16 protein-coding genes, 2 tRNA genes and 1 pseudogene are annotated in these 16,976 nt (G+C 67.4%); 4 read left to right on the top strand and 15 right to left on the bottom strand.

What is annotated here, in order from left to right:
- Window positions 1–11 precede the first annotated feature (11 nt).
- The 9 genes from FFS52_RS07555 to FFS52_RS07515 form a co-directional block, all read right to left on the bottom strand.
- The gene (locus tag FFS52_RS07555) at window positions 12–401 is read right to left on the bottom strand and encodes a DUF4233 domain-containing protein (protein WP_058250055.1); all 390 of its coding nucleotides are present in this window, start codon (window positions 399–401) and stop codon (window positions 12–14) included.
- Window positions 398–1,930, bottom strand: coding sequence for a folylpolyglutamate synthase/dihydrofolate synthase family protein (locus tag FFS52_RS07550; RefSeq protein WP_068972581.1), 1,533 nt, complete (start codon window positions 1,928–1,930; stop codon window positions 398–400). Before FFS52_RS07550 ends, FFS52_RS07555 begins: the two co-directional genes overlap by 4 nt.
- Window positions 1,927–4,590 carry a valine--tRNA ligase gene (locus tag FFS52_RS07545; RefSeq protein WP_137809370.1) on the bottom strand — a complete coding sequence of 888 codons (2,664 nt, stop codon included), beginning with the start codon at window positions 4,588–4,590 and terminating at the stop codon, window positions 1,927–1,929. The genes FFS52_RS07550 and FFS52_RS07545 overlap by 4 nt, the downstream gene beginning before the upstream one ends.
- Window positions 4,591–4,685: 95 nt before the next feature.
- Entirely contained in the window at window positions 4,686–5,330 is a 645-nt protein-coding gene (locus FFS52_RS07540) for a molybdenum cofactor guanylyltransferase (protein ID WP_283205434.1), read from the bottom strand.
- A gap of 106 nt (window positions 5,331–5,436) precedes the next feature.
- Window positions 5,437–6,717 (bottom strand): ATP-dependent Clp protease ATP-binding subunit ClpX, encoded by a 1,281-nt coding sequence (gene clpX, locus FFS52_RS07535; protein ID WP_058250051.1) that lies wholly within the window; start codon window positions 6,715–6,717, stop codon window positions 5,437–5,439.
- A gap of 209 nt (window positions 6,718–6,926) precedes the next feature.
- Complete coding sequence (locus FFS52_RS07530) at window positions 6,927–7,622, bottom strand: ATP-dependent Clp protease proteolytic subunit (protein ID WP_058250292.1); 696 nt, start codon at window positions 7,620–7,622, stop codon at window positions 6,927–6,929.
- Between the two features lie 64 nt (window positions 7,623–7,686).
- Window positions 7,687–8,286: an ATP-dependent Clp protease proteolytic subunit gene (locus tag FFS52_RS07525; RefSeq protein WP_078113597.1), complete on the bottom strand. Its 600-nt coding sequence runs from the start codon at window positions 8,284–8,286 to the stop codon at window positions 7,687–7,689.
- Between the two features lie 277 nt (window positions 8,287–8,563).
- Window positions 8,564–9,931, bottom strand: a complete 1,368-nt coding sequence (tig, locus tag FFS52_RS07520) for a trigger factor (RefSeq protein ID WP_171011576.1) — start codon at window positions 9,929–9,931, stop codon at window positions 8,564–8,566.
- An 88-nt stretch (window positions 9,932–10,019) separates the two neighbouring features.
- Window positions 10,020–10,093 (bottom strand) — tRNA-Pro (locus FFS52_RS07515).
- A 233-nt stretch (window positions 10,094–10,326) separates the two neighbouring features.
- Here FFS52_RS07515 and FFS52_RS07510 point away from each other — a divergent pair.
- A tRNA-Gly gene (locus tag FFS52_RS07510) sits at window positions 10,327–10,400 on the top strand.
- 57 nt (window positions 10,401–10,457) lie between these two features.
- On the opposite strand, the gene FFS52_RS07505 is transcribed toward FFS52_RS07510, so the two are convergent.
- Window positions 10,458–10,712, bottom strand: a complete 255-nt coding sequence (locus FFS52_RS07505) for a hypothetical protein (RefSeq protein ID WP_137809330.1) — start codon at window positions 10,710–10,712, stop codon at window positions 10,458–10,460.
- Window positions 10,713–10,953: 241 nt separating this feature from the next.
- On the opposite strand from FFS52_RS07505, the gene FFS52_RS24095 reads away from it, so the two are divergent.
- Together FFS52_RS24095 and FFS52_RS07495 are read left to right on the top strand one after the other, a co-directional pair.
- A complete protein-coding gene (locus FFS52_RS24095) occupies window positions 10,954–11,139 on the top strand; it encodes a hypothetical protein (protein ID WP_058250048.1) in 186 nt (61 codons plus the stop codon).
- 307 nt (window positions 11,140–11,446) lie between these two features.
- Window positions 11,447–12,145, top strand: coding sequence for a L,D-transpeptidase (locus FFS52_RS07495; RefSeq protein WP_137809329.1), 699 nt, complete (start codon window positions 11,447–11,449; stop codon window positions 12,143–12,145).
- A 30-nt stretch (window positions 12,146–12,175) separates the two neighbouring features.
- Here FFS52_RS07495 and FFS52_RS07490 read toward each other — a convergent pair whose 3' ends face one another.
- The 4 genes from FFS52_RS07490 to FFS52_RS07475 form a co-directional block, all read right to left on the bottom strand.
- Entirely contained in the window at window positions 12,176–13,129 is a 954-nt protein-coding gene (locus tag FFS52_RS07490) for a PE-PPE domain-containing protein (RefSeq protein WP_137809328.1), read from the bottom strand.
- Between the two features lie 108 nt (window positions 13,130–13,237).
- Window positions 13,238–13,675 (bottom strand): homocitrate synthase, encoded by a 438-nt coding sequence (locus FFS52_RS07485; RefSeq protein WP_078113594.1) that lies wholly within the window; start codon window positions 13,673–13,675, stop codon window positions 13,238–13,240.
- A 103-nt stretch (window positions 13,676–13,778) separates the two neighbouring features.
- Window positions 13,779–14,582 (bottom strand): DNA-formamidopyrimidine glycosylase family protein, encoded by an 804-nt coding sequence (locus tag FFS52_RS07480; RefSeq protein ID WP_137809327.1) that lies wholly within the window; start codon window positions 14,580–14,582, stop codon window positions 13,779–13,781.
- A gap of 15 nt (window positions 14,583–14,597) precedes the next feature.
- Entirely contained in the window at window positions 14,598–15,080 is a 483-nt protein-coding gene (locus tag FFS52_RS07475; RefSeq protein ID WP_137809326.1) for a ribose-5-phosphate isomerase, read from the bottom strand.
- Window positions 15,081–15,102: 22 nt separating this feature from the next.
- On the opposite strand from FFS52_RS07475, the pseudogene FFS52_RS07470 reads away from it, so the two are divergent.
- A pseudogene (locus FFS52_RS07470) lies at window positions 15,103–16,149 on the top strand (M48 family metallopeptidase).
- Window positions 16,150–16,182: 33 nt separating this feature from the next.
- On the opposite strand, the gene FFS52_RS07465 reads toward FFS52_RS07470, so the two are convergent.
- The gene (locus FFS52_RS07465) at window positions 16,183–16,803 is read right to left on the bottom strand and encodes a DsbA family protein (RefSeq protein WP_137809325.1); all 621 of its coding nucleotides are present in this window, start codon (window positions 16,801–16,803) and stop codon (window positions 16,183–16,185) included.
- Between the last annotated feature and the right edge of the window lie 173 nt (window positions 16,804–16,976).

The raw sequence follows: 16,976 nt of genomic DNA, 5'->3' as shown, positions 1-16,976 counted from the left end.
CGCCGGACCGATTACTCGATCGGCTCCTGGCCGGGCAGCATCCCGCGTTCGACCCGTTTCTCGACGTCGGCCTTGATGTAGCGGATGTACAGCCAGACCGACCCGAAGACGACTCCCACCACCGCGATCGACCAGTGGAAGAGCCCCCCGATGATCAGCACGACCTGCAGGCCGAGATCGAGGTTGATCGCGTACGGCCGGCCCTGCATCCCGGCGGCCAGGATCATCGCGATGACGACGAGCGTGAGGTATCCGCCGGACAACCAGGTCAGCCCGTCGCCGAGGCGCCACACGATCGGGAACGCCAGGATCACGACGATGACCTCCAGGATCATCGTGCCGGCCATCACGCCGCGGAGCCCCTTCCACGGATCGTTCGTGGGTGGGGTGTACCGGGTCATGAGGGTTCCTTACCGAAGAGTGTTCGCGCGGCACCGGCGGTCACGACGGACCCGGTGATGACCACGCCCGCACCGGACACGCGTTCGCCGTCGGCTTCCTCGGCCAGTGCGATGGCCTCCTCGACGGCGTCGGGCAGGAAGGGTTTGACGACCACGCGGTCCTCGCCGAACACCTCCCGCGCGTACTCCGCGAGCGTCTCGGGCTCCAGGGCCCGTGGCGACCCGTTGTCGGTGACGACGACCGCGTCGAGCACCGGCTCGAGGGCTTCGAGGACTCCGCGGGCGTCCTTGTCACCCAGCACGCCGATGACGCCGACGAGTCGACGGAAGTCGAACTCCTCGGCCAGCGCCTGCGCCAGCGCCGCGGCTCCGTGGGGATTGTGCGCCGCGTCGGCGAACACCGTCGGGGCGCTGCGCAGTCGCTCGAGCCGTCCGGGGTTGGCGACGGACGCGAAACCCGTACGCACCGCGTCGATGTCGAGCTGACGATCGGCGCCCGCACCGAAGAACGCCTCCACCGCCGCGAGCGCCAGCGCCGCGTTGGCCGCCTGATGTGCACCGTGCAGCGGCACGAAGATCTCGTCGTAGACACCGCCGAGGCCCTGGATGGTGAGCATCTGCCCACCGACGGCGATGACCGAGTCGAGGACCGCGAACTCCGATCCCTGGCGGGCGACGATGGTGCCCGCATCGACGGCCGCGCGCAGCAGGACGTCCATCACCTCGGGGCTCTGTTCGGCGATCACCGTGACGGGATCGACGGTGCCGGCCGCATCGGGTTCGGCGGGCTTGATGATGCCGGCCTTCTCCCCCGCGATGGCGGTCAGGGTGTCGCCGAGATAGTCCGCGTGGTCCATCGCGATCGGTGTGATGACCGAGACCGTGCCGTCGATGACGTTGGTCGCGTCCCATCGACCGCCCATGCCCGTCTCGACGACGGCGACGTCCACCGGCGCCTCGGCGAAGACCGCATACGCCATCGCGGTCAGCACCTCGAACTTGCTCATCCGGGGTCCACCCGCGGCTGTCGACGAATCGTCGACCATGGTGATGTACGGCTCGAGTTCCCGATAGGTGTCGATGTAGGTGCGTGCCGGAATCGGCTTGCCGTCGACCGAGATCCGCTCGGTGACGCGCTGCAGGTGCGGACTCGTGATCCGGCCCGTGCGCCGGTGCAGCGCGGACAGCAACGCGTCGACCATCCTGGTGACCGACGTCTTGCCGTTCGTCCCGGCGATGTGGATCGCGGGGTATCCGTGCTGGGGGGATCCGAGCAGATCCATGAGCGTCGCGATGCGGGTCAGCGACGGCTCGATCTTGGTCTCGGGCCACCGGGTGTCGAGCTCGGCCTCGACCTCGGCGAGTTCGGCGAGATCGTCGGCGCTGTCAGTGACGCGCAGCCGCGCCGGCTCGGCATCCGGATCGGGTTCGTCCTCCCCCAGGATCGCCGAGAGACCCAGGGGGTCGCCTGCCGCATCCATTCCCAGGACGGCTGGATCCTCTTCGGGGAAACCGGTGTCGTCGCTCACGCGCCGGCCAGACTCGCCAGCTTCGCGTTCAACCGTTCGACCTCTTCGGTCGCGATCCGCTGACGGTCCCGGATCTTGGCGACCACGTGGTCGGGCGCCTTGGACAGGAACTGTTCGTTGCCCAGTTTCGCCGAGGTCGTCGACAGTTCCTTCTCGGCCACCGCCAGGTCCTTGGCGAGCCGCTTGCGTTCGGCTTCGACGTCGACGGTGCCCGAGGTGTCGATCGCGACGACCACGGTGGCCACGCTCAGGCGGACCTCGATGGTCGCGGTCGCGCCGAAGTCGGGACCGGCCGGGTCCAGGCGCGCGAGGGAGGTCACGTACGGCAGCAGGTGTTCGAGCCCGGCTTCGCCGAGTCCGTCGAACTGCACGGCGACGCGCTGGCCCGGACGGAGACCCTGATCGCTGCGGAAACGCCGCACCTCGGTGATCAGTCGCTGCAGATCGTCCACGCGGGCGGCCGAATCCGACGACCAATCGCGTCCGGAAGTGGTCGGCCAGGGGGCGACCACGAGCGATTCACCCCCGGTGAGCGCCTTCCACAGCACCTCGGTGACGAACGGCATCACCGGCGACAGCGCGCGCAGCAATGGTTCGAGGACCGCGCCCAGCACGAGCGACGTTGCTTCCGAACGCTTCTCGTCGTTCTCGGCGAACTGCACCTTCGCGAGTTCGAGGTACCAGTCGCAGACCTCGTCCCACGCGAAGTGGTAGAGCGCCTCGCATGCCTTCGAGAACTCGTAGGACTCGAACCCGGCGTCGATCTCGGCGAGCACCTCGTCGAGCCGGCCGAGGATCCACCGGTCGGCGTCGGTCAGCGTCTCGGCGTCGGGGAGCTCGCCGACCTTCGCGCCGTTCATCAACGCGAACTTGGTGGCGTTGTAGAGCTTGGTGGCGAAGTTGCGCGACGACTGGGCGTGGTCCTCGCCGACTGAGATGTCCGAACCGGGGTTGGCACCGCGGGCGAGCGTGAAGCGCAGGGCGTCGGCCCCGAAGCGCTCCACCCAGTCGAGCGGGTCGATGCCGTTGCCCTTCGACTTCGACATCTTGCGGCCGTGCTCGTCGCGCACCAGGCCGTGCAGGAACAGGTTGTGGAACGGGATCTCGTTGCCCGGACCCAGATCCTTGCCCACATAGGTGCCGAACATCATCATGCGGGCCACCCAGAAGAACAGGATGTCGTACCCGGTGACGAGAACCGAGGTGGGATAGAACTTCTCGAGATCCGCGGTCTGATCGGGCCAGCCCATCGTGGAGAACGGCCACAGCCCGGAGGAGAACCAGGTGTCGAGGACGTCGGTCTCCTGGACGTAACCCTCGGGGGCCTGCTCGTCGGGTCCGACGCACACCACCTCGCCGTCGGGTCCGTACCAGATCGGGATGCGGTGACCCCACCACAGCTGACGCGAGATACACCAGTCGTGCATGTCGTCGACCCAGCTGAACCAGCGCGGCTCCATCGACTTCGGGTGGATCACCGTGGACCCGTCCCGCACCGCGTCGCCGGCCGCCGCGGCCAGCGTGGAGACCGCCACCCACCACTGCATCGACAGGCGCGGTTCGATCGGCTCGCCGGTGCGCTCCGAATGCCCGACGCTGTGCAGGTACGGACGCACCTCTTTCACGATCCGGCCCTGTTCGGCCAGCGCCTCGCGCACCTTGACACGCGCCTCGAAGCGGTCCATGCCGTCGAATTCGGTTCCGGTGTCGGCGATCCGGGCGGATTCGTCCATGATCGTCGGCATCGGCAGGTTGTGCCGCTGACCGAGCGCGAAGTCGTTGGGGTCGTGTGCCGGCGTGATCTTGACTGCGCCGCTACCGAATTCGGGGTCGACGTAATCATCGGCGACGATCGGGATCATCCGGTCGACAAAGGGGTGCGGCAGTGCGGTGCCGACCAGGTGGGCATACCGTTCGTCGTCGGGGTGCACCGCGATCGCGGTGTCGCCGAGCATCGTCTCGAGTCGGGTCGTCGCGACGACGATGTGAGGCTCGGTGTCGTCGAGTGACCCGTAGCGGAAGCTGACGAGCTCGCCCTCGACGTCGGCGTAACTCACCTCGATGTCGCTGACGGCGGTCTTGAGGACCGGCGACCAGTTGACGAGGCGCTCGGCCTGATAGATCAGCCCGTCGTCGAACATCTTCTTGAAGACCGTGTGCACCGCGCGCGACAGACCCTCGTCCATCGTGAAGCGTTCGCGCGACCAGTCGACACTGTCGCCGAGCCGGCGCATCTGCTCGCCGATGTTGCCGCTGATCTCGGCCTTCTCGGCCCACACCCGGTCGATGAACGCCTCCCGGCCGAGGTCGTCGCGCGTCTTGCCCTCGGCGGCGAGCTTGCGCTCGACCATCGTCTGCATCGCGATCGCCGCGTGGTCCATGCCGGGGAGCCACAGCACCTCGTAGCCCTGCATCCGACGACGACGCGAGAGCGCGTCCATCAGGACGTGCTCGTAGGCGTGGCCCATGTGCAGCGAGCCGTTGACATTCGGCGGCGGGATCACGATGGAGAACGGCGGCTTGTCACTCGCCGCGTCCGCGGTGAAGTACCCGGCGTCCACCCAGCCCTGGTAGAGCGACGCCTCGTGCTCAGCGGGGTCCCAGGACTTCGGCAACCCGGTCTCGGGTACGGCAGTCCGGGGCGACGCTGTCTCGGGCAACGCGGATGTCTGGTCGGGTGATGTCACGGCCGCTATTCTATGTTTTCGCCGGGCCGGACCTCGCCCGGGACCCGTCCGCGCCCGAGCGCTTCGTGCTAACCCGCGGAGACCCGCAGTCTGTGCAGGTCCTCGGGCGCGTTGACGTTGACCAGCCAGTCCGGATCGGAGATCCCCACCCGATGGGTGTTGAGCGCCTCGATCGCGCCCAGCATGCGCCGTTCACCGCCGGCGACGACATCCGCGATCATCGCCGCGGCATCCGTGCGGTAGATCCCCGCCATCGGATGATCCCGCTGGGCGTCGTGGGCGATGACCGCCTGCGTCGAGTCGGTCAGCCCCAGCCGCAGCTCGTCGACCAGCTCCGGCGCGATCAGCGGCATGTCCGTGGCACAGACGAACGCGAACTCGGCACCCGCGGCAGCCGCCGCGGACAGGCCTGCGACGAGCCCGCCGAGCGGACCCGTCCCCTCCTGCTCGTCGGTCACCCAGTGCACCTTCGACGAATCGATCCCCGGCGCCGCCCGGTCGCGGATGTCGTCGACGCCGCGGAATGCCGCAGACGTCTCGCCCGCGACGACCAGGACCGGATCGCAGCGCTGGGACACCACCCGCACCACTCGCGCGAGCATGGGTTCACCGTCCCAGTCGAGCGCGGCCTTGTCGCTGCCCATCCGTCGCGAACGTCCGCCCGCCAGCACCAGGCCGGCGAGCACCGAGGTATCCGATCCGTGTTGAGTCACATCGCTCAGTGTGCTCGATGCGGCACCGCCGCGGGGCGAGATGGACAAGAGAAAGCCCCGCCCGGAGCGCCGGGCGGGGCTTCTCGTCGTCAGATGATCGTGATCGTCAGGCGCTCTTGTCGCGACGCTCGTCGCTGGAAGCCTTGCGGGGCACGATTGTCGGGAGGACGTTGTCGCGGACGGTCTCCCCGGTCACGACGACCTTCTCGACGTCGTCGCGGCTCGGGATGTCGTACATCACCGGCAGCAGGACCTCTTCCATGATGGCCCGCAGGCCGCGGGCACCGGTCCCGCGGTGGATGGCTTGATCGGCGACCGCCTCGAGGGCGTCCTTGGTGAACTCCAGCTCGACATTGTCCATGTCGAACAGCCGGGTGTACTGCTTCACCAGCGCGTTCTTCGGCTCCGACAGGATGCTCACCAGCGAGTCCTTGTCCAGGTTCGTCACCGACGCGACGACCGGCAGACGGCCGATGAACTCCGGGATCAGCCCGAACTTGATCAGGTCCTCCGGCATGACGTCGGCGAACTGATCCGAGGTGTCCACCTCGTCCTTGCTCGCCACTTCGTTGCCGAAGCCGAGACCGCGCTTGCCGATCCGCTCGGACACGATCTTCTCCAGACCGGCGAACGCGCCGGCCACGATGAACAGCACGTTCGTCGTGTCGATCTGGATGAACTCCTGATGCGGATGCTTGCGTCCACCCTGCGGCGGCACCGACGCCTGCGTGCCCTCCAGGATCTTCAGCAGCGCCTGCTGGACTCCCTCACCGGACACATCGCGCGTGATCGACGGGTTCTCGCTCTTGCGGGCGATCTTGTCGACCTCGTCGATGTAGATGATGCCGGTCTCGGCACGCTTGACGTCGTAGTCGGCGGCCTGGATCAGCTTGAGCAGGATGTTCTCGACGTCCTCGCCGACATATCCGGCCTCGGTCAGCGCGGTTGCGTCGGCGATCGCGAACGGCACGTTGAGCATCTTCGCGAGGGTCTGCGCCAGGTACGTCTTGCCGCATCCGGTGGGGCCGAGCATCAGGATGTTCGACTTCATCAGCTCGACGGTCTCACCCGTCCGGGCGTCCTTCTTCTCGCCCGCCTGGATGCGCTTGTAGTGGTTGTAGACCGCCACCGCGAGCGTCCGCTTCGCCGTGTCCTGGCCGATGACGTACTTCTCGAGGAAGTCACGGATCTCGGTCGGCTTCGGCAGCTCGTCGAGCTTGACGTCGCCGTTCTCGGCCAGTTCCTCTTCGATGATCTCGTTGCACAGGTCGATGCACTCATCGCAGATGTACACGCCGGGGCCGGCGATGAGCTTCTTCACCTGCTTCTGGCTCTTGCCGCAAAAAGAGCACTTGAGCAGGTCGCCGCCGTCTCCGATTCGTGCCATCTCGCGCTGTACCTACTTCCTCGTTGCCGGACTGTCGTGTCTGGTCCGTCGCGTCGCACGCAGCCGGGCATGGGTCATTTGATCGACACTCGAATGCCCAGTAACCCGACGGTACCCGCGTGTCGCTCGAACTTCGACCGATAAGGCCAAATGTCGCGGCAGAAAATCACCGGGACTTCTGCACTGCCACAACTACTTCTTGGCCAGGACTACTTCTTCATCGACTTCTTGCGGTACTCGAAGACCTCGTCGACGATGCCGTACTCCTTGGCCGCGGCCGCGGTCAGGATGTTGTCGCGGTCGGTGTCCTTGCGGATCTTCTCCTTGTCCTGACCGGTGTGGCTGGCCAGGATCTCGTCGAGGCGATCGCGGATGCGCTCGATCTCGGCGGCCTGGATCTCGAGGTCGGAGACCTGACCCTGGTAGGCGCCGCCGGTGCGCGGCTGGTGGATCAGGACCGTGGCGTTCGGCAACGCCGCACGCTTGCCCGGGGTTCCGCCGGCGAGAAGGATCGCCGCCGCCGAGGCCGCCTCACCGAGGCAGACGGTCACGATGTCACAGTGCACGTACTGCATCGTGTCGTAGATGGCGAGCATGTCGGGCACGCTGCCACCGGGCGAGTTGATGTACATGGTGATGTCGCGGTCGGGGTCCTGCGATTCGAGGACGAGCAGCTGCGCCATGACGTCGTTGGACACGACCTGGTCGATCGGCGTGCCGACGAACACGATCCGCTCTTCGAACAGCTTCGCGTACGGGTCGTACTGTCGCTGGCCGTTCGGGGTGTGCTCGATGAACGACGGCAGGATGTACCGCGCTTCGATGTTCTTCAGCGCCAGGGCCGACGCGGGGATGCCGGCGGCGACCTCGGCGGGCATGCCGTCGAAGGAAAGGGAGTTGGTCATCTGTTGCTCCATTGGGTAGAGGTGGCTCGGCGGTGGGTACGGGAGCGGTCGTCGGACCGGGGTCTCACCGACCCGGGCGCGCGATCACCTTGTCGACGAAGCCGTACTCCTTGGCCTCTTCCGCGGTGAACCACTTGTCGCGGTCGGCGTCGGCCTCGATCTTCTCGAGCGGCTGACCGCTGAACTCGGCGTTGAGCCGGTTCATCTCCTTCTTGGTGAGCGCGAATTGCTCTGCCTGGATGGCGATGTCGGCGGCGGTACCACCGATGCCGGCGGACGGCTGATGCATCATGATGCGCGCGTGCGGCAGTGCATGTCGCTTGCCCTTGGCGCCGGCGGCGAGCAGGAACTGGCCCATCGACGCCGCCATACCCATCGCGTAGGTCGCGACGTCGCATTCTGCGAGCTGCATGGTGTCGAAGATCGCCATTCCGGCGGTCACCGATCCACCGGGCGAATTGATGTAGAGGTGGATGTCCTTCTGCGGGTCCTCGGCCGAGAGCAGCAGGATCTGCGCGCACAGCCGGTTCGCGATGTCGTCGTCGACCTGGGTGCCCAGGAAGATGATGCGCTCGCGCAGCAGACGCTCGAACACCGAATCGGTCAGGTTCAACCCAGCCACACCCGAACTCATCGTGGGTGTGTGGATGGTCGGCTCACTCACGGGTTCCTACCTTTGCCTTGTTGTCATGACCTGCGCGTCACCCGCGGGTGACGCGCACGCACATCGAATGCTTCTCTGATGACGTCCTCACCGACACTAACCAATCGACACCCGCGGACACTCCCGAGGACACGCCTCTTCGCTGAGAGCAGAACGGCCTTCGGCACCGTGAACGGCCCGTGTGTGATGGTGGACCGACGGCGATCGCCGGCCCTCGTACTTCGAGGACCGGCGATCGCGGAGAAAAGTGCGGCTGTGCTGGACCGCGGGAGCCCGATCAGTTGTCGGAGTCGGACTCGTCCGCAGCGGACTCGTCGGCGTCGTCATTGCCGCCGAAGTACTCGGCGGTGTCGACGGTGGCGCCCTTGGTGTCGGTGACGGTCACGTCGCTGACGATGCTCGCCAGCGACTTGCCGCGCCGGACGTCGGCGTAGACGGCGCCGACCTGGTTGGCCTGCGTCAGCTGCTGGATGAACTCCTGCGGCTGCATGCCGTAGCGCTGGGCGGTGAAGATGATCTGCTGGGTCAGCTCGTCCTGGCTGACCTCGGTGTCCTGCTGATCGGCGATCGCGTCGAGCAGCAGCTGCTGCTTGACCGACTTCTCCGCCTCGGCACGGGACTCGGCATCCCACTCCTCGCGGGTCTTACCCTGCGCCTCGAGGAATTTGGCGACCTGCTCGTCGTCGTGTCCGAGCGCGTGGATGACCTGGTGCTGCTGACCCTCGACCTCTTCGTCGACGACCTTCTCCGGCAGCGGGATCTCGACGGTCTCGAGGAGCTTGTCGAGCACCGCGTCGCGGATCTTGTTGGCCTGCTCCAGCTTCGCGGACTGCTCGACCCGCTCGGCGAGGCTGGCGCGCAGCTCCTCGACGGTGTCGAACTCGCTGGCCATCTGGGCGAACTCATCGTCGACCTCGGGCAGCTCGCGCTCCTTGACCGACTGCACGGTCACCTTCACGAGGGCCTCCTCGCCCGCGTGATCGCCGGCGACGAGCTTGGTCGTGAACTCTTTGTCCTCGCCGGCCTTCAGGCCGATGAGCGCCTCGTCGAGTCCGTCGATGAGCTGGCCGGAGCCGACCTCATGGGACAACCCCTCGGTGGTTGCCTCCTCGACGGCCTCGCCGTCGACGGTCGCGGCCAGGTCGATCGACACGAAGTCGCCGTTCTCCACGCCGCGCTCGACGCCCTTGAGGGTGCCGAAGCGGGCGCGCAGGCCTTCGAGCTGCTCGTCGACCGCGGCCTCGTCGACCTCGATCGCGTCGACCTCGACCGACAGGGTCGAGTAGTCGGGCAGGGTGATCTCGGGACGGACGTCGACCTCGGCCGTGAAGGTGACCGACTCGCCGTACTTCAGCTCGGACAGGTCGATCTCGGGCTGACCGATGGCCTTGGTCTCGGTCTCGGCGACGGCCTCGGAGTACTTGGCCGGGATGGCGTCGTTCACGACCTGCGCGAGGATCGAATCGCGGCCGACACGGGCCTCGATCAGCTTCGCGGGCGCCTTGCCCGGACGGAATCCGGGGATCCGGATCTGCTGGGCCAACGACCGGTAGGCCCGGTCGAAGTCTGCCGACAGCTCCTCGAACGGGACCTCGACGTTGAGCTTGACCCGGGTCGGGGTGAGTTGCTCGACAGTGCTCTTCACGCCTGAATACTCCTTATATCTACGGTGGTGGAAGTTCGGTCGTTCGCGGGCCGTGCACCGGGTGACCGGTCGGGCCACATCGATCAAGTCGGGATGACAGGATTTGAACCTGCGACCCTCCGCTCCCAAAGCGGATGCGCTACCAAGCTGCGCCACATCCCGGGGTCCGAACACGCGAGGAAACCCCGGAGGGCGACCGCGCATCAGGGCCAACAAGAGATAGTACGTGCCACCGCGGCCGGGCCCGCGCACGGGTGCCGCGGCGACGCCGGAACCGATGGTCGTCCGTCGGATGCCACCTCGTCGCATCCACCCCGATTTCGGTTCCGGCGCCGCTGCCGGTACAGTCACTCATCGCACGCGACGCCGGGATCTCGACGGTCACCGCGAGCAACGCGGGTGTAGCTCAATGGTAGAGCCCTAGTCTTCCAAACTAGCTACGCGGGTTCGATTCCCGTCACCCGCTCCACCTGCTCGGAGACATTGTCTCCGAGCCTTTTTCGTCGGTCCGGGCTACTCCGGGCGCCTAGTTGGGCGGCTCCGGCGGCTTGTTCCACGGCAACGGCAGGGGCGTGTACTCGTAGACGATCTCGGGAGTCGCCTCCTCCTCCGGGTGCCCGGGTGCCGACGAATCGCCGGGGCCGGTCGAGACGATCGGTGGTGGACAGGGCGCGAACTGGCCGTTGCCGACGGCCATCTTGCATGGCTCGGCGTCGGCCAGTGCCGCACCGCCGAGGAAAGCGGCGGCGGACAGTGTCAGGGTTGCTGCGAGTCGGAACATCGTCGGACCTCTCGAGGACGGCCTCCCCGGGAGGAGAGGCTGCGGATGGATGAAGGCACTCCCTTCCTGTGACAACGCCCGTTCACCTGGCGTTTCCCTCACGTTCCTCCGCTGTCTGCGAACCACATGCAATTCGGGTCGGCGATGTCACAGATCCCCGCCCAAGTCACCCGACCGGACCACATCCCGCCGGTCCGGACTCGTCCTGTGATCCACGCCACACCAGGCGTACCGTTGACCCATGTCCTCCAGCCACACGAAAACCCAACGCCGGTGCGGATCCTGCGGCGCACCCCTGTACGTCCGCCGAGACGTGACCGAGTCCGAGGCCGGTATCGGTCGCGTCGACGTGATGCTCGTCTGCCGAGACGAGGCGTGTTCGCAACCTGCGCAACACCTTCGCACCGAACATCCACAACCCGCCTGAGCGGCAACACGGTGCCCGAGCGAGCAGTCCCCAGTGGGACAAACGATCCTGTTGGATGCGCGGGCCCGACGGCCACAATGAGTCCCATGCCGGAACCCGCTGCGCATGCGCGACCTTAAATGTGACGACCGTCACACGCGGTGTCGACAACGACGCTACCTCGGGTTTTGCCACGTCGTACTGAGGGTTCGCGATGGCGGCGTCATTCGGCGTGGCCCGCTCCTTGGACCCAAGGCAACGGTTGTGTAACGATGGTTCCGCGCTCAGGCCGATGCGCGAAAGAACCATCGAACCGAAGGTACGACCTGTGTTGAACTCTCACCTGCCGACCCCGCGCGCCTCGCGCCGCCGTTCGGCTCGACGACTCACGGCTGTCGTCTTCGGCGTCCTGGCCATGGCCCTCGCACTTCCCGGCGTCGCCAACGCCGTCCCGGTCACCGTGATACCCGGCCTGCCGCCGGTCGAGATCCCCGCGGTCCCCGGTCTGCCGACCCCGCCGGCGCCGACCACCCCCGAAGCTCCGCAGCCGCCGCCGTCGACGACCGAGGAGAAGCCGGCCGGGCCGGTCATCCCGAACGTCAAGACCGAGACCGGTTACATCGCCCTGGCCGACGACAACACCCACACCATCACCTGGTGGCACAACGGCAAGGTCGTCCGGACGATGCCGATCTCGATGGGTTCGGACAAGAACCCCACCTCGAACGGCGTCTACTACACCAAGGAGAAGTACCGCGACATGTACATGGACTCGTCCACGTACGGCGTCCCGGTCGACTCCGCCGAGGGCTACCGCACCTACGTCGAGTACGCGACCCGGATGTCGTGGGACGGCATCTTCATCCACGGCGCCCCCTGGTCGGTCAATCAGCAGGGCCGCAGCAACGTGAGCCACGGCTGCATCAACGTCACCAACGATCACGCCAAGTGGGTCTACGACAACGTTCCCCGCAACACCCCGATCGTGGTGCGCAACACCATCGGTGGGAAGTACCAGAACACCTAGTCTCGAGCAGACGACGAGGGCCGGTCACCGTCAGGTGACCGGCCCTCTGTCGTGTGACCAGGTGGCGGTCGGGTCGGCGAACGTCGCCTGGACCTGAAGCCACTGGGCGATGACCTGACAACCGGTGGACGCCGGATCGGTGACCGAGGTCCGCCGATAGGGGTCGCTCCGATACGACGTGTGCCGGCCACCCACGGCGTTGGTCAGCCACACACCACCTACCCGGATGCGCGACGGGAGGTAGCATCTGACCTCGCGCCACGCCGCCAGCATCCGCCCGGGGTCGCGCCGCCACTGCGCCGGCCGGACCGACGTCCGCCGTGCGTTCTGCAAGTCGTTGGCGCGCAACACATCCCACGCACTTCTCCCCCATCGGCCGAGCCCGGCCAGCGTCATCGAGCCGGTGAGGTCGGCGACGTCGCGGACAAGCGAGTCCGCGTCGGCGTTGCAGATCACGTCCTGGGACGCGCCCACCCAGTACACGGGCAGCCCGGTCGGCAGATCCGCTCCCGGGCCGGCGACTCCCCACCCGTCGCAACCGGGCACCACGCCCGGCGGCTGGTGCGGGTCGGCGACCAGCCCGACACCGAGTACCCGGTCCAGGTCGGATGCAGTCTCGGCGTCCCCGGTCGCCAGATCGGCGACCGCGGATCGGATGACCACGGCCCCCTGCGAGTAACCCACCAGCGCGACCGGTCCTGCCGTGGCGCGGATGGCCGCCCGCAGTCGGCCCGCACCGATCCCGACGCTCTCGACGAAACTCATCCCGCCCGGACGCGGGGCGGGACCATAGCTCGCGGGGTATCCGATCCACAGACAGTCGAAGCGGTCATCGAGTTCGTCGGCCACTCCGGTGAGGAGCCCGGACACCTCGGTCCGTGGGTCACCGGGGTACGACTCCCCCGTCCCGCCGACCACGAAGACGGTGATCGGCGGTGCCCCGCCGGGCCGTGGCGGGGTTCTGACATGCTGCACCTCACCCATGGTGGGTCCCGGACGTATGAACCGCCCGCAGGAGCGCTGAGGGCTCCCTGAGATTCCCACCTCGACCGTGTCATGGCGCCGCGGCCCGCACCTCGCAGCCGTGACCGATCAGGATGCTTGCGCCGGTGGCGGTTTGGCGACGTAGTCGGCGGTCTCGATGATCGCCACGAAGAAACCGCTGCCCTCGATCACATTGGCGCTGTGCACCAGGCCGGCCGGTATGTAGATGCTCGCGGGCGCCTCGACCTCATAGACCTCGTCCCCGAGCGTGATCTCGTAGACCAGACGGTCGAGCGACAGCAGGATGTTGATCTCCGGGCAGTCGTGCACGTGCGGCTCGCAGTAGTCACGTGAAGCCGCCGAGACGGCCCGCATCTCATGTGCCACGACGCGTTTCTCGGCCTCCGGGAAAAGATCCCCACCGGCCAGCACACGACGGGTGATCGGCGCGTCGGCCGCGCCGTGGAAAGGTACGTCTCGGAGTGGGGACACCTCGCCCCGCGAGATCAGTCCGGCATGAGACCGGATGCTTTCGCTGATTGTCACACTGCCCCCTCTTGTCTCCCCGACCGTTCGCATGAGTAAGAACCTCACGGCTCCGCACATGTTACTAAGGTTCGGCTATCCACACCGACCGGGCAGTAACCTGTCAGGTCTGGCAGACGGGGCACCAATACAGTTTTCGGGCCTCCAGATCGGCGATCAGGACGGGTGTCCCGCAGATCCGGCATGGCTCGCCCGCCCGCCGGTACACGTAGGTCCGCGGACGGTTCGGGGCGTAGGACGGCGCCCCGGAATCGTCTTCGGGCCGGATCACGTGGATGCGTCCACGACGCACGCCGATCTTCATGAGAGTCACCAGGTCGGACCACAGAGCGTCGAAGTCGTCTCGGAGAACACGCTTTCCGGGTCTCATCGGATCGATGCCGGCGCGGAAGAGGATCTCGGCGCGATACACGTTGCCGATCCCGGCGATGACCTTCTGGTCCATCAGCAGGGCGCCGACGGGCCGCGCGGACCGCGAGATCGCCGACCATGCCCGGTCGGGATCGGCGTCGCGTCGCAGCGGATCCGGACCGAGTCGGGCGACCAACGCCTCGAGATCGGCGGGGTGGTAGATCTCACACGCCGTCGGACCCCGAAGGTCCGTTCCGGCGGTCTCGGTCTCGATGCGGAGTCGAACCTGCCCGACCGGTTCCGGCACGGGCACCGCGAGTTCGGTGAACGAGCCGTACAGCCCGAGGTGGATGTGCACCATTCGTTCGGCACGCCCGTCCCGGTAACGATGGACGAGATGCTTGCCCCAGGCCTCGGCCGCGTGGAAGGTGAGTCCGTCCACCATCGCCGCACCGTCGGCGAAGCGACCCTGCGGGCTGCTGACGCGGACCCGCTGCCCGCCGAACAGTCGCTGCTGCCGGCGGGCCAGTCGATGGAGAGTGTGGCCCTCGGGCACGGACTCGGCCGAGACCTACTGGGCCGGGGCCCCCGGCACCTCGGGAGCCTCGCCGGTGCGCTCGTACTCCGCGAGGATGTCGATGCGCCGCTGGTGCCGCGCCTCTTCCGACCACGGGGTGGCCAGGAACGCGTCGACGATGGCCAGCGCCTCGGCGGTGCTGTGCATCCGGCCGCCGATGCCGATGAGCTGTGCGTTGTTGTGCTGCCGGGCGAGCTGGGCGGTCTCGACGCTCCAGGCGAGTGCGCAGCGCGCGCCGGGGACCTTGTTCGCGGCGATCTGTTCGCCGTTGCCGCTGCCGCCGAGGACGATTCCCAGGCTGCCGGGGTCGGCGACGGTCTTGGCCGCGGCGGCGATGCAGAACGCCGGGTAGTCGTCGGCGGGGTCCATCTCGTGGGCACCGCAGTCCACGACCTCGTGGCCGGTGGCCTGGAGGTGGTCTGCGATCTGGTTCTTGAGTTCGAATCCGGCATGGTCGGCACCGAGGTAGACACGCATGGCGTCACTATAGATTGAGGGCGTGGACACGCCCCTGCCCGTCCCCCGCGAGCCGGCCGCCGGCACACCCGCCTCCGGGGCGCCGATCCCCAACGTGCCCGGTGTCGCCGACCCGCCGCCACCCGCGCCGGCCGATCCCGGTCGACGGTGGCTGCGCCCGGCGCACTACGCCGCGCGGCCGCGGCTGCACCCCTGGGAGATCCCCACCCTCGTGCTGGTGATCCTCGCAACGGTGCTCGGATACGCGGCGATCATCGTCCTCGTCGCGCTGGGCACACTCGACCAACTCCTGTTGGGCGCGTTGCTGTTCCCGCTCCTGCTGTTCGTGATCCGCGGCCTGACCTATGCATCACCGCGGGTCAACGGCGTACAGATGACGCCGACCCAGTTCCCCGACGGACACCGGATGGTCGTCGAAGCCGCAGCCCGCTTCGGACTGGAGTACGTGCCGGATGCCTACGTCGTCCTCGGCAACGGCGCGATCAACGCATTCGCCTCCGGGCACGGGTTCCGGCGGTTCGTCGTCGTGTACTCCGACCTGTTCGAGGTGGGCGGCGCCGCCCGGGACCCGCAGGCGCTCGAGTTTATCATCGGCCACGAGGTCGGGCACATCGCCGCCGGGCACACCTCGTACTGGCGACAGCTGTCGACGATCGTCGGCATGAACATCCCGGTGCTCGGCGCCGCCCTGTCCCGCGCGCAGGAGTACAGCGCGGACAACTACGGGTAGTACGCCAGACCCGGTGGGGCGCCCGGGGCGATGGGTGTCCTGGCCGCCGGCAAGTACATGCTCTCGGCGGTGGACTTCGACCAGTTCGCCGACCGGGCGACCCACGAGCGCGGGTTCTTCACCTTTCTGACCAACGCGATGTCGTCGCATCCGGTGCTGACCTGGCGGGCAGCCGCACTCCGCGACCGGACCCGCGCGGGGGCGATGCTGCTGCGTCCGAGTCAGATCGTCCGGGGCGTCGGGAGTGGAAACGTGGTGGCGGTGCCGCCGCCTCCCCATCCGGCGACGCTCACGCCCGACGGACTGCCCAACGGCATCGAACCGCCACCACGCTTCTGACGTACTGAACCGCTGGCGTGCAACCGAAGCCGATCAGTCGAACTGCGGATCCTCGTTGCGCGTGCGCTTGAGCTCGAAGAAGTGGGGGTAGGACGCGAGTGCGCGCGCACCGTCCCACACCGTCCCGGCGTCCTCGCCACGCGGGATCCGCGACAACACGGGGCCGAAGAAGGCGACGTCGTTGACGTGGATGGTGGGCGTCCCGACATCGTCGCCCACCTTGTCCATTCCGGCGTGGTGGCTCTCGCGGATGACCTCGTCGAACTCGGTACGGTCGGCGGCCTCGGCGAGCGAGGCGTCGAGGCCAACCTCCTCGAGCGCGCCCGCGATGACCTCGTCGAAATCCTTGATGCCCTGGTTGTGGATGCGGGTCCCCATCGCCGTGTACAGCGGCGCCAGGATCTCGTCACCCTTCTGCGCCGCGGCGGCGGCGATGACCCGGACCGGACGCCAGGCGTGCTTGAGGCCCTCGCGGTACTCCTCGGGGATGTCCTTGCCCTCGTTGAGGACGGCGAGGCTCATGATGTGGAAATTGACCTCGATCGGCCGGACCTTCTCGGCCTCGAGGATCCAGCGTGAGGTGATCCAGCACCACGGGCAGAGCGGGTCGAACCAGAAATCGACGCGATCGGTGGGCTGGGCCTGCTCTGACATGGAACATCCTCTCGAGAGTCGACAATGAGCACGGGCCGCCGACGATCGGCTGGTGGCGCCGTCGGACGGCTCAACACCCCGGCGGTTCGAACTGTTCCCGATGCGCGGAGTAGTCGCCGGCGCTGTGGATTCGCGGGGCCCGGTCCGGGCACGGTGTGAGATGGTGCAAGAAC

The organism is Gordonia sp. ALPHA1B1 (genome assembly GCF_005502615.1).
GTDB classification, from domain to species: Bacteria; Actinomycetota; Actinomycetes; order Mycobacteriales; family Mycobacteriaceae; genus Gordonia; species Gordonia hongkongensis.
The sequence above is the reverse complement of the archived record's forward strand: the minus strand, read 5'-3'. Positions and strand labels throughout refer to the sequence as shown.

Bases quoted from the DNA above. Each gene is read 5' to 3' on its own strand.
- FFS52_RS07555 (WP_058250055.1), bottom strand. From the start codon at position 401: ATGACCCGGTACACCCCACCCACGAACGATCCGTGGAAGGGGCTCCGC.
- clpX (WP_058250051.1), bottom strand. From the start codon at position 6,717: ATGGCACGAATCGGAGACGGCGGCGACCTGCTCAAGTGCTCTTTTTGC.
- FFS52_RS07530 (WP_058250292.1), bottom strand. From the start codon at position 7,622: ATGACCAACTCCCTTTCCTTCGACGGCATGCCCGCCGAGGTCGCCGCC.
- FFS52_RS07505 (WP_137809330.1), bottom strand. From the start codon at position 10,712: ATGTTCCGACTCGCAGCAACCCTGACACTGTCCGCCGCCGCTTTCCTC.
- FFS52_RS24095 (WP_058250048.1), top strand. From the start codon at position 10,954: ATGTCCTCCAGCCACACGAAAACCCAACGCCGGTGCGGATCCTGCGGC.
- FFS52_RS07490 (WP_137809328.1), bottom strand. From the start codon at position 13,129: ATGGGTGAGGTGCAGCATGTCAGAACCCCGCCACGGCCCGGCGGGGCA.
- FFS52_RS07475 (WP_137809326.1), bottom strand. From the start codon at position 15,080: ATGCGTGTCTACCTCGGTGCCGACCATGCCGGATTCGAACTCAAGAAC.
- FFS52_RS07465 (WP_137809325.1), bottom strand. From the start codon at position 16,803: ATGTCAGAGCAGGCCCAGCCCACCGATCGCGTCGATTTCTGGTTCGAC.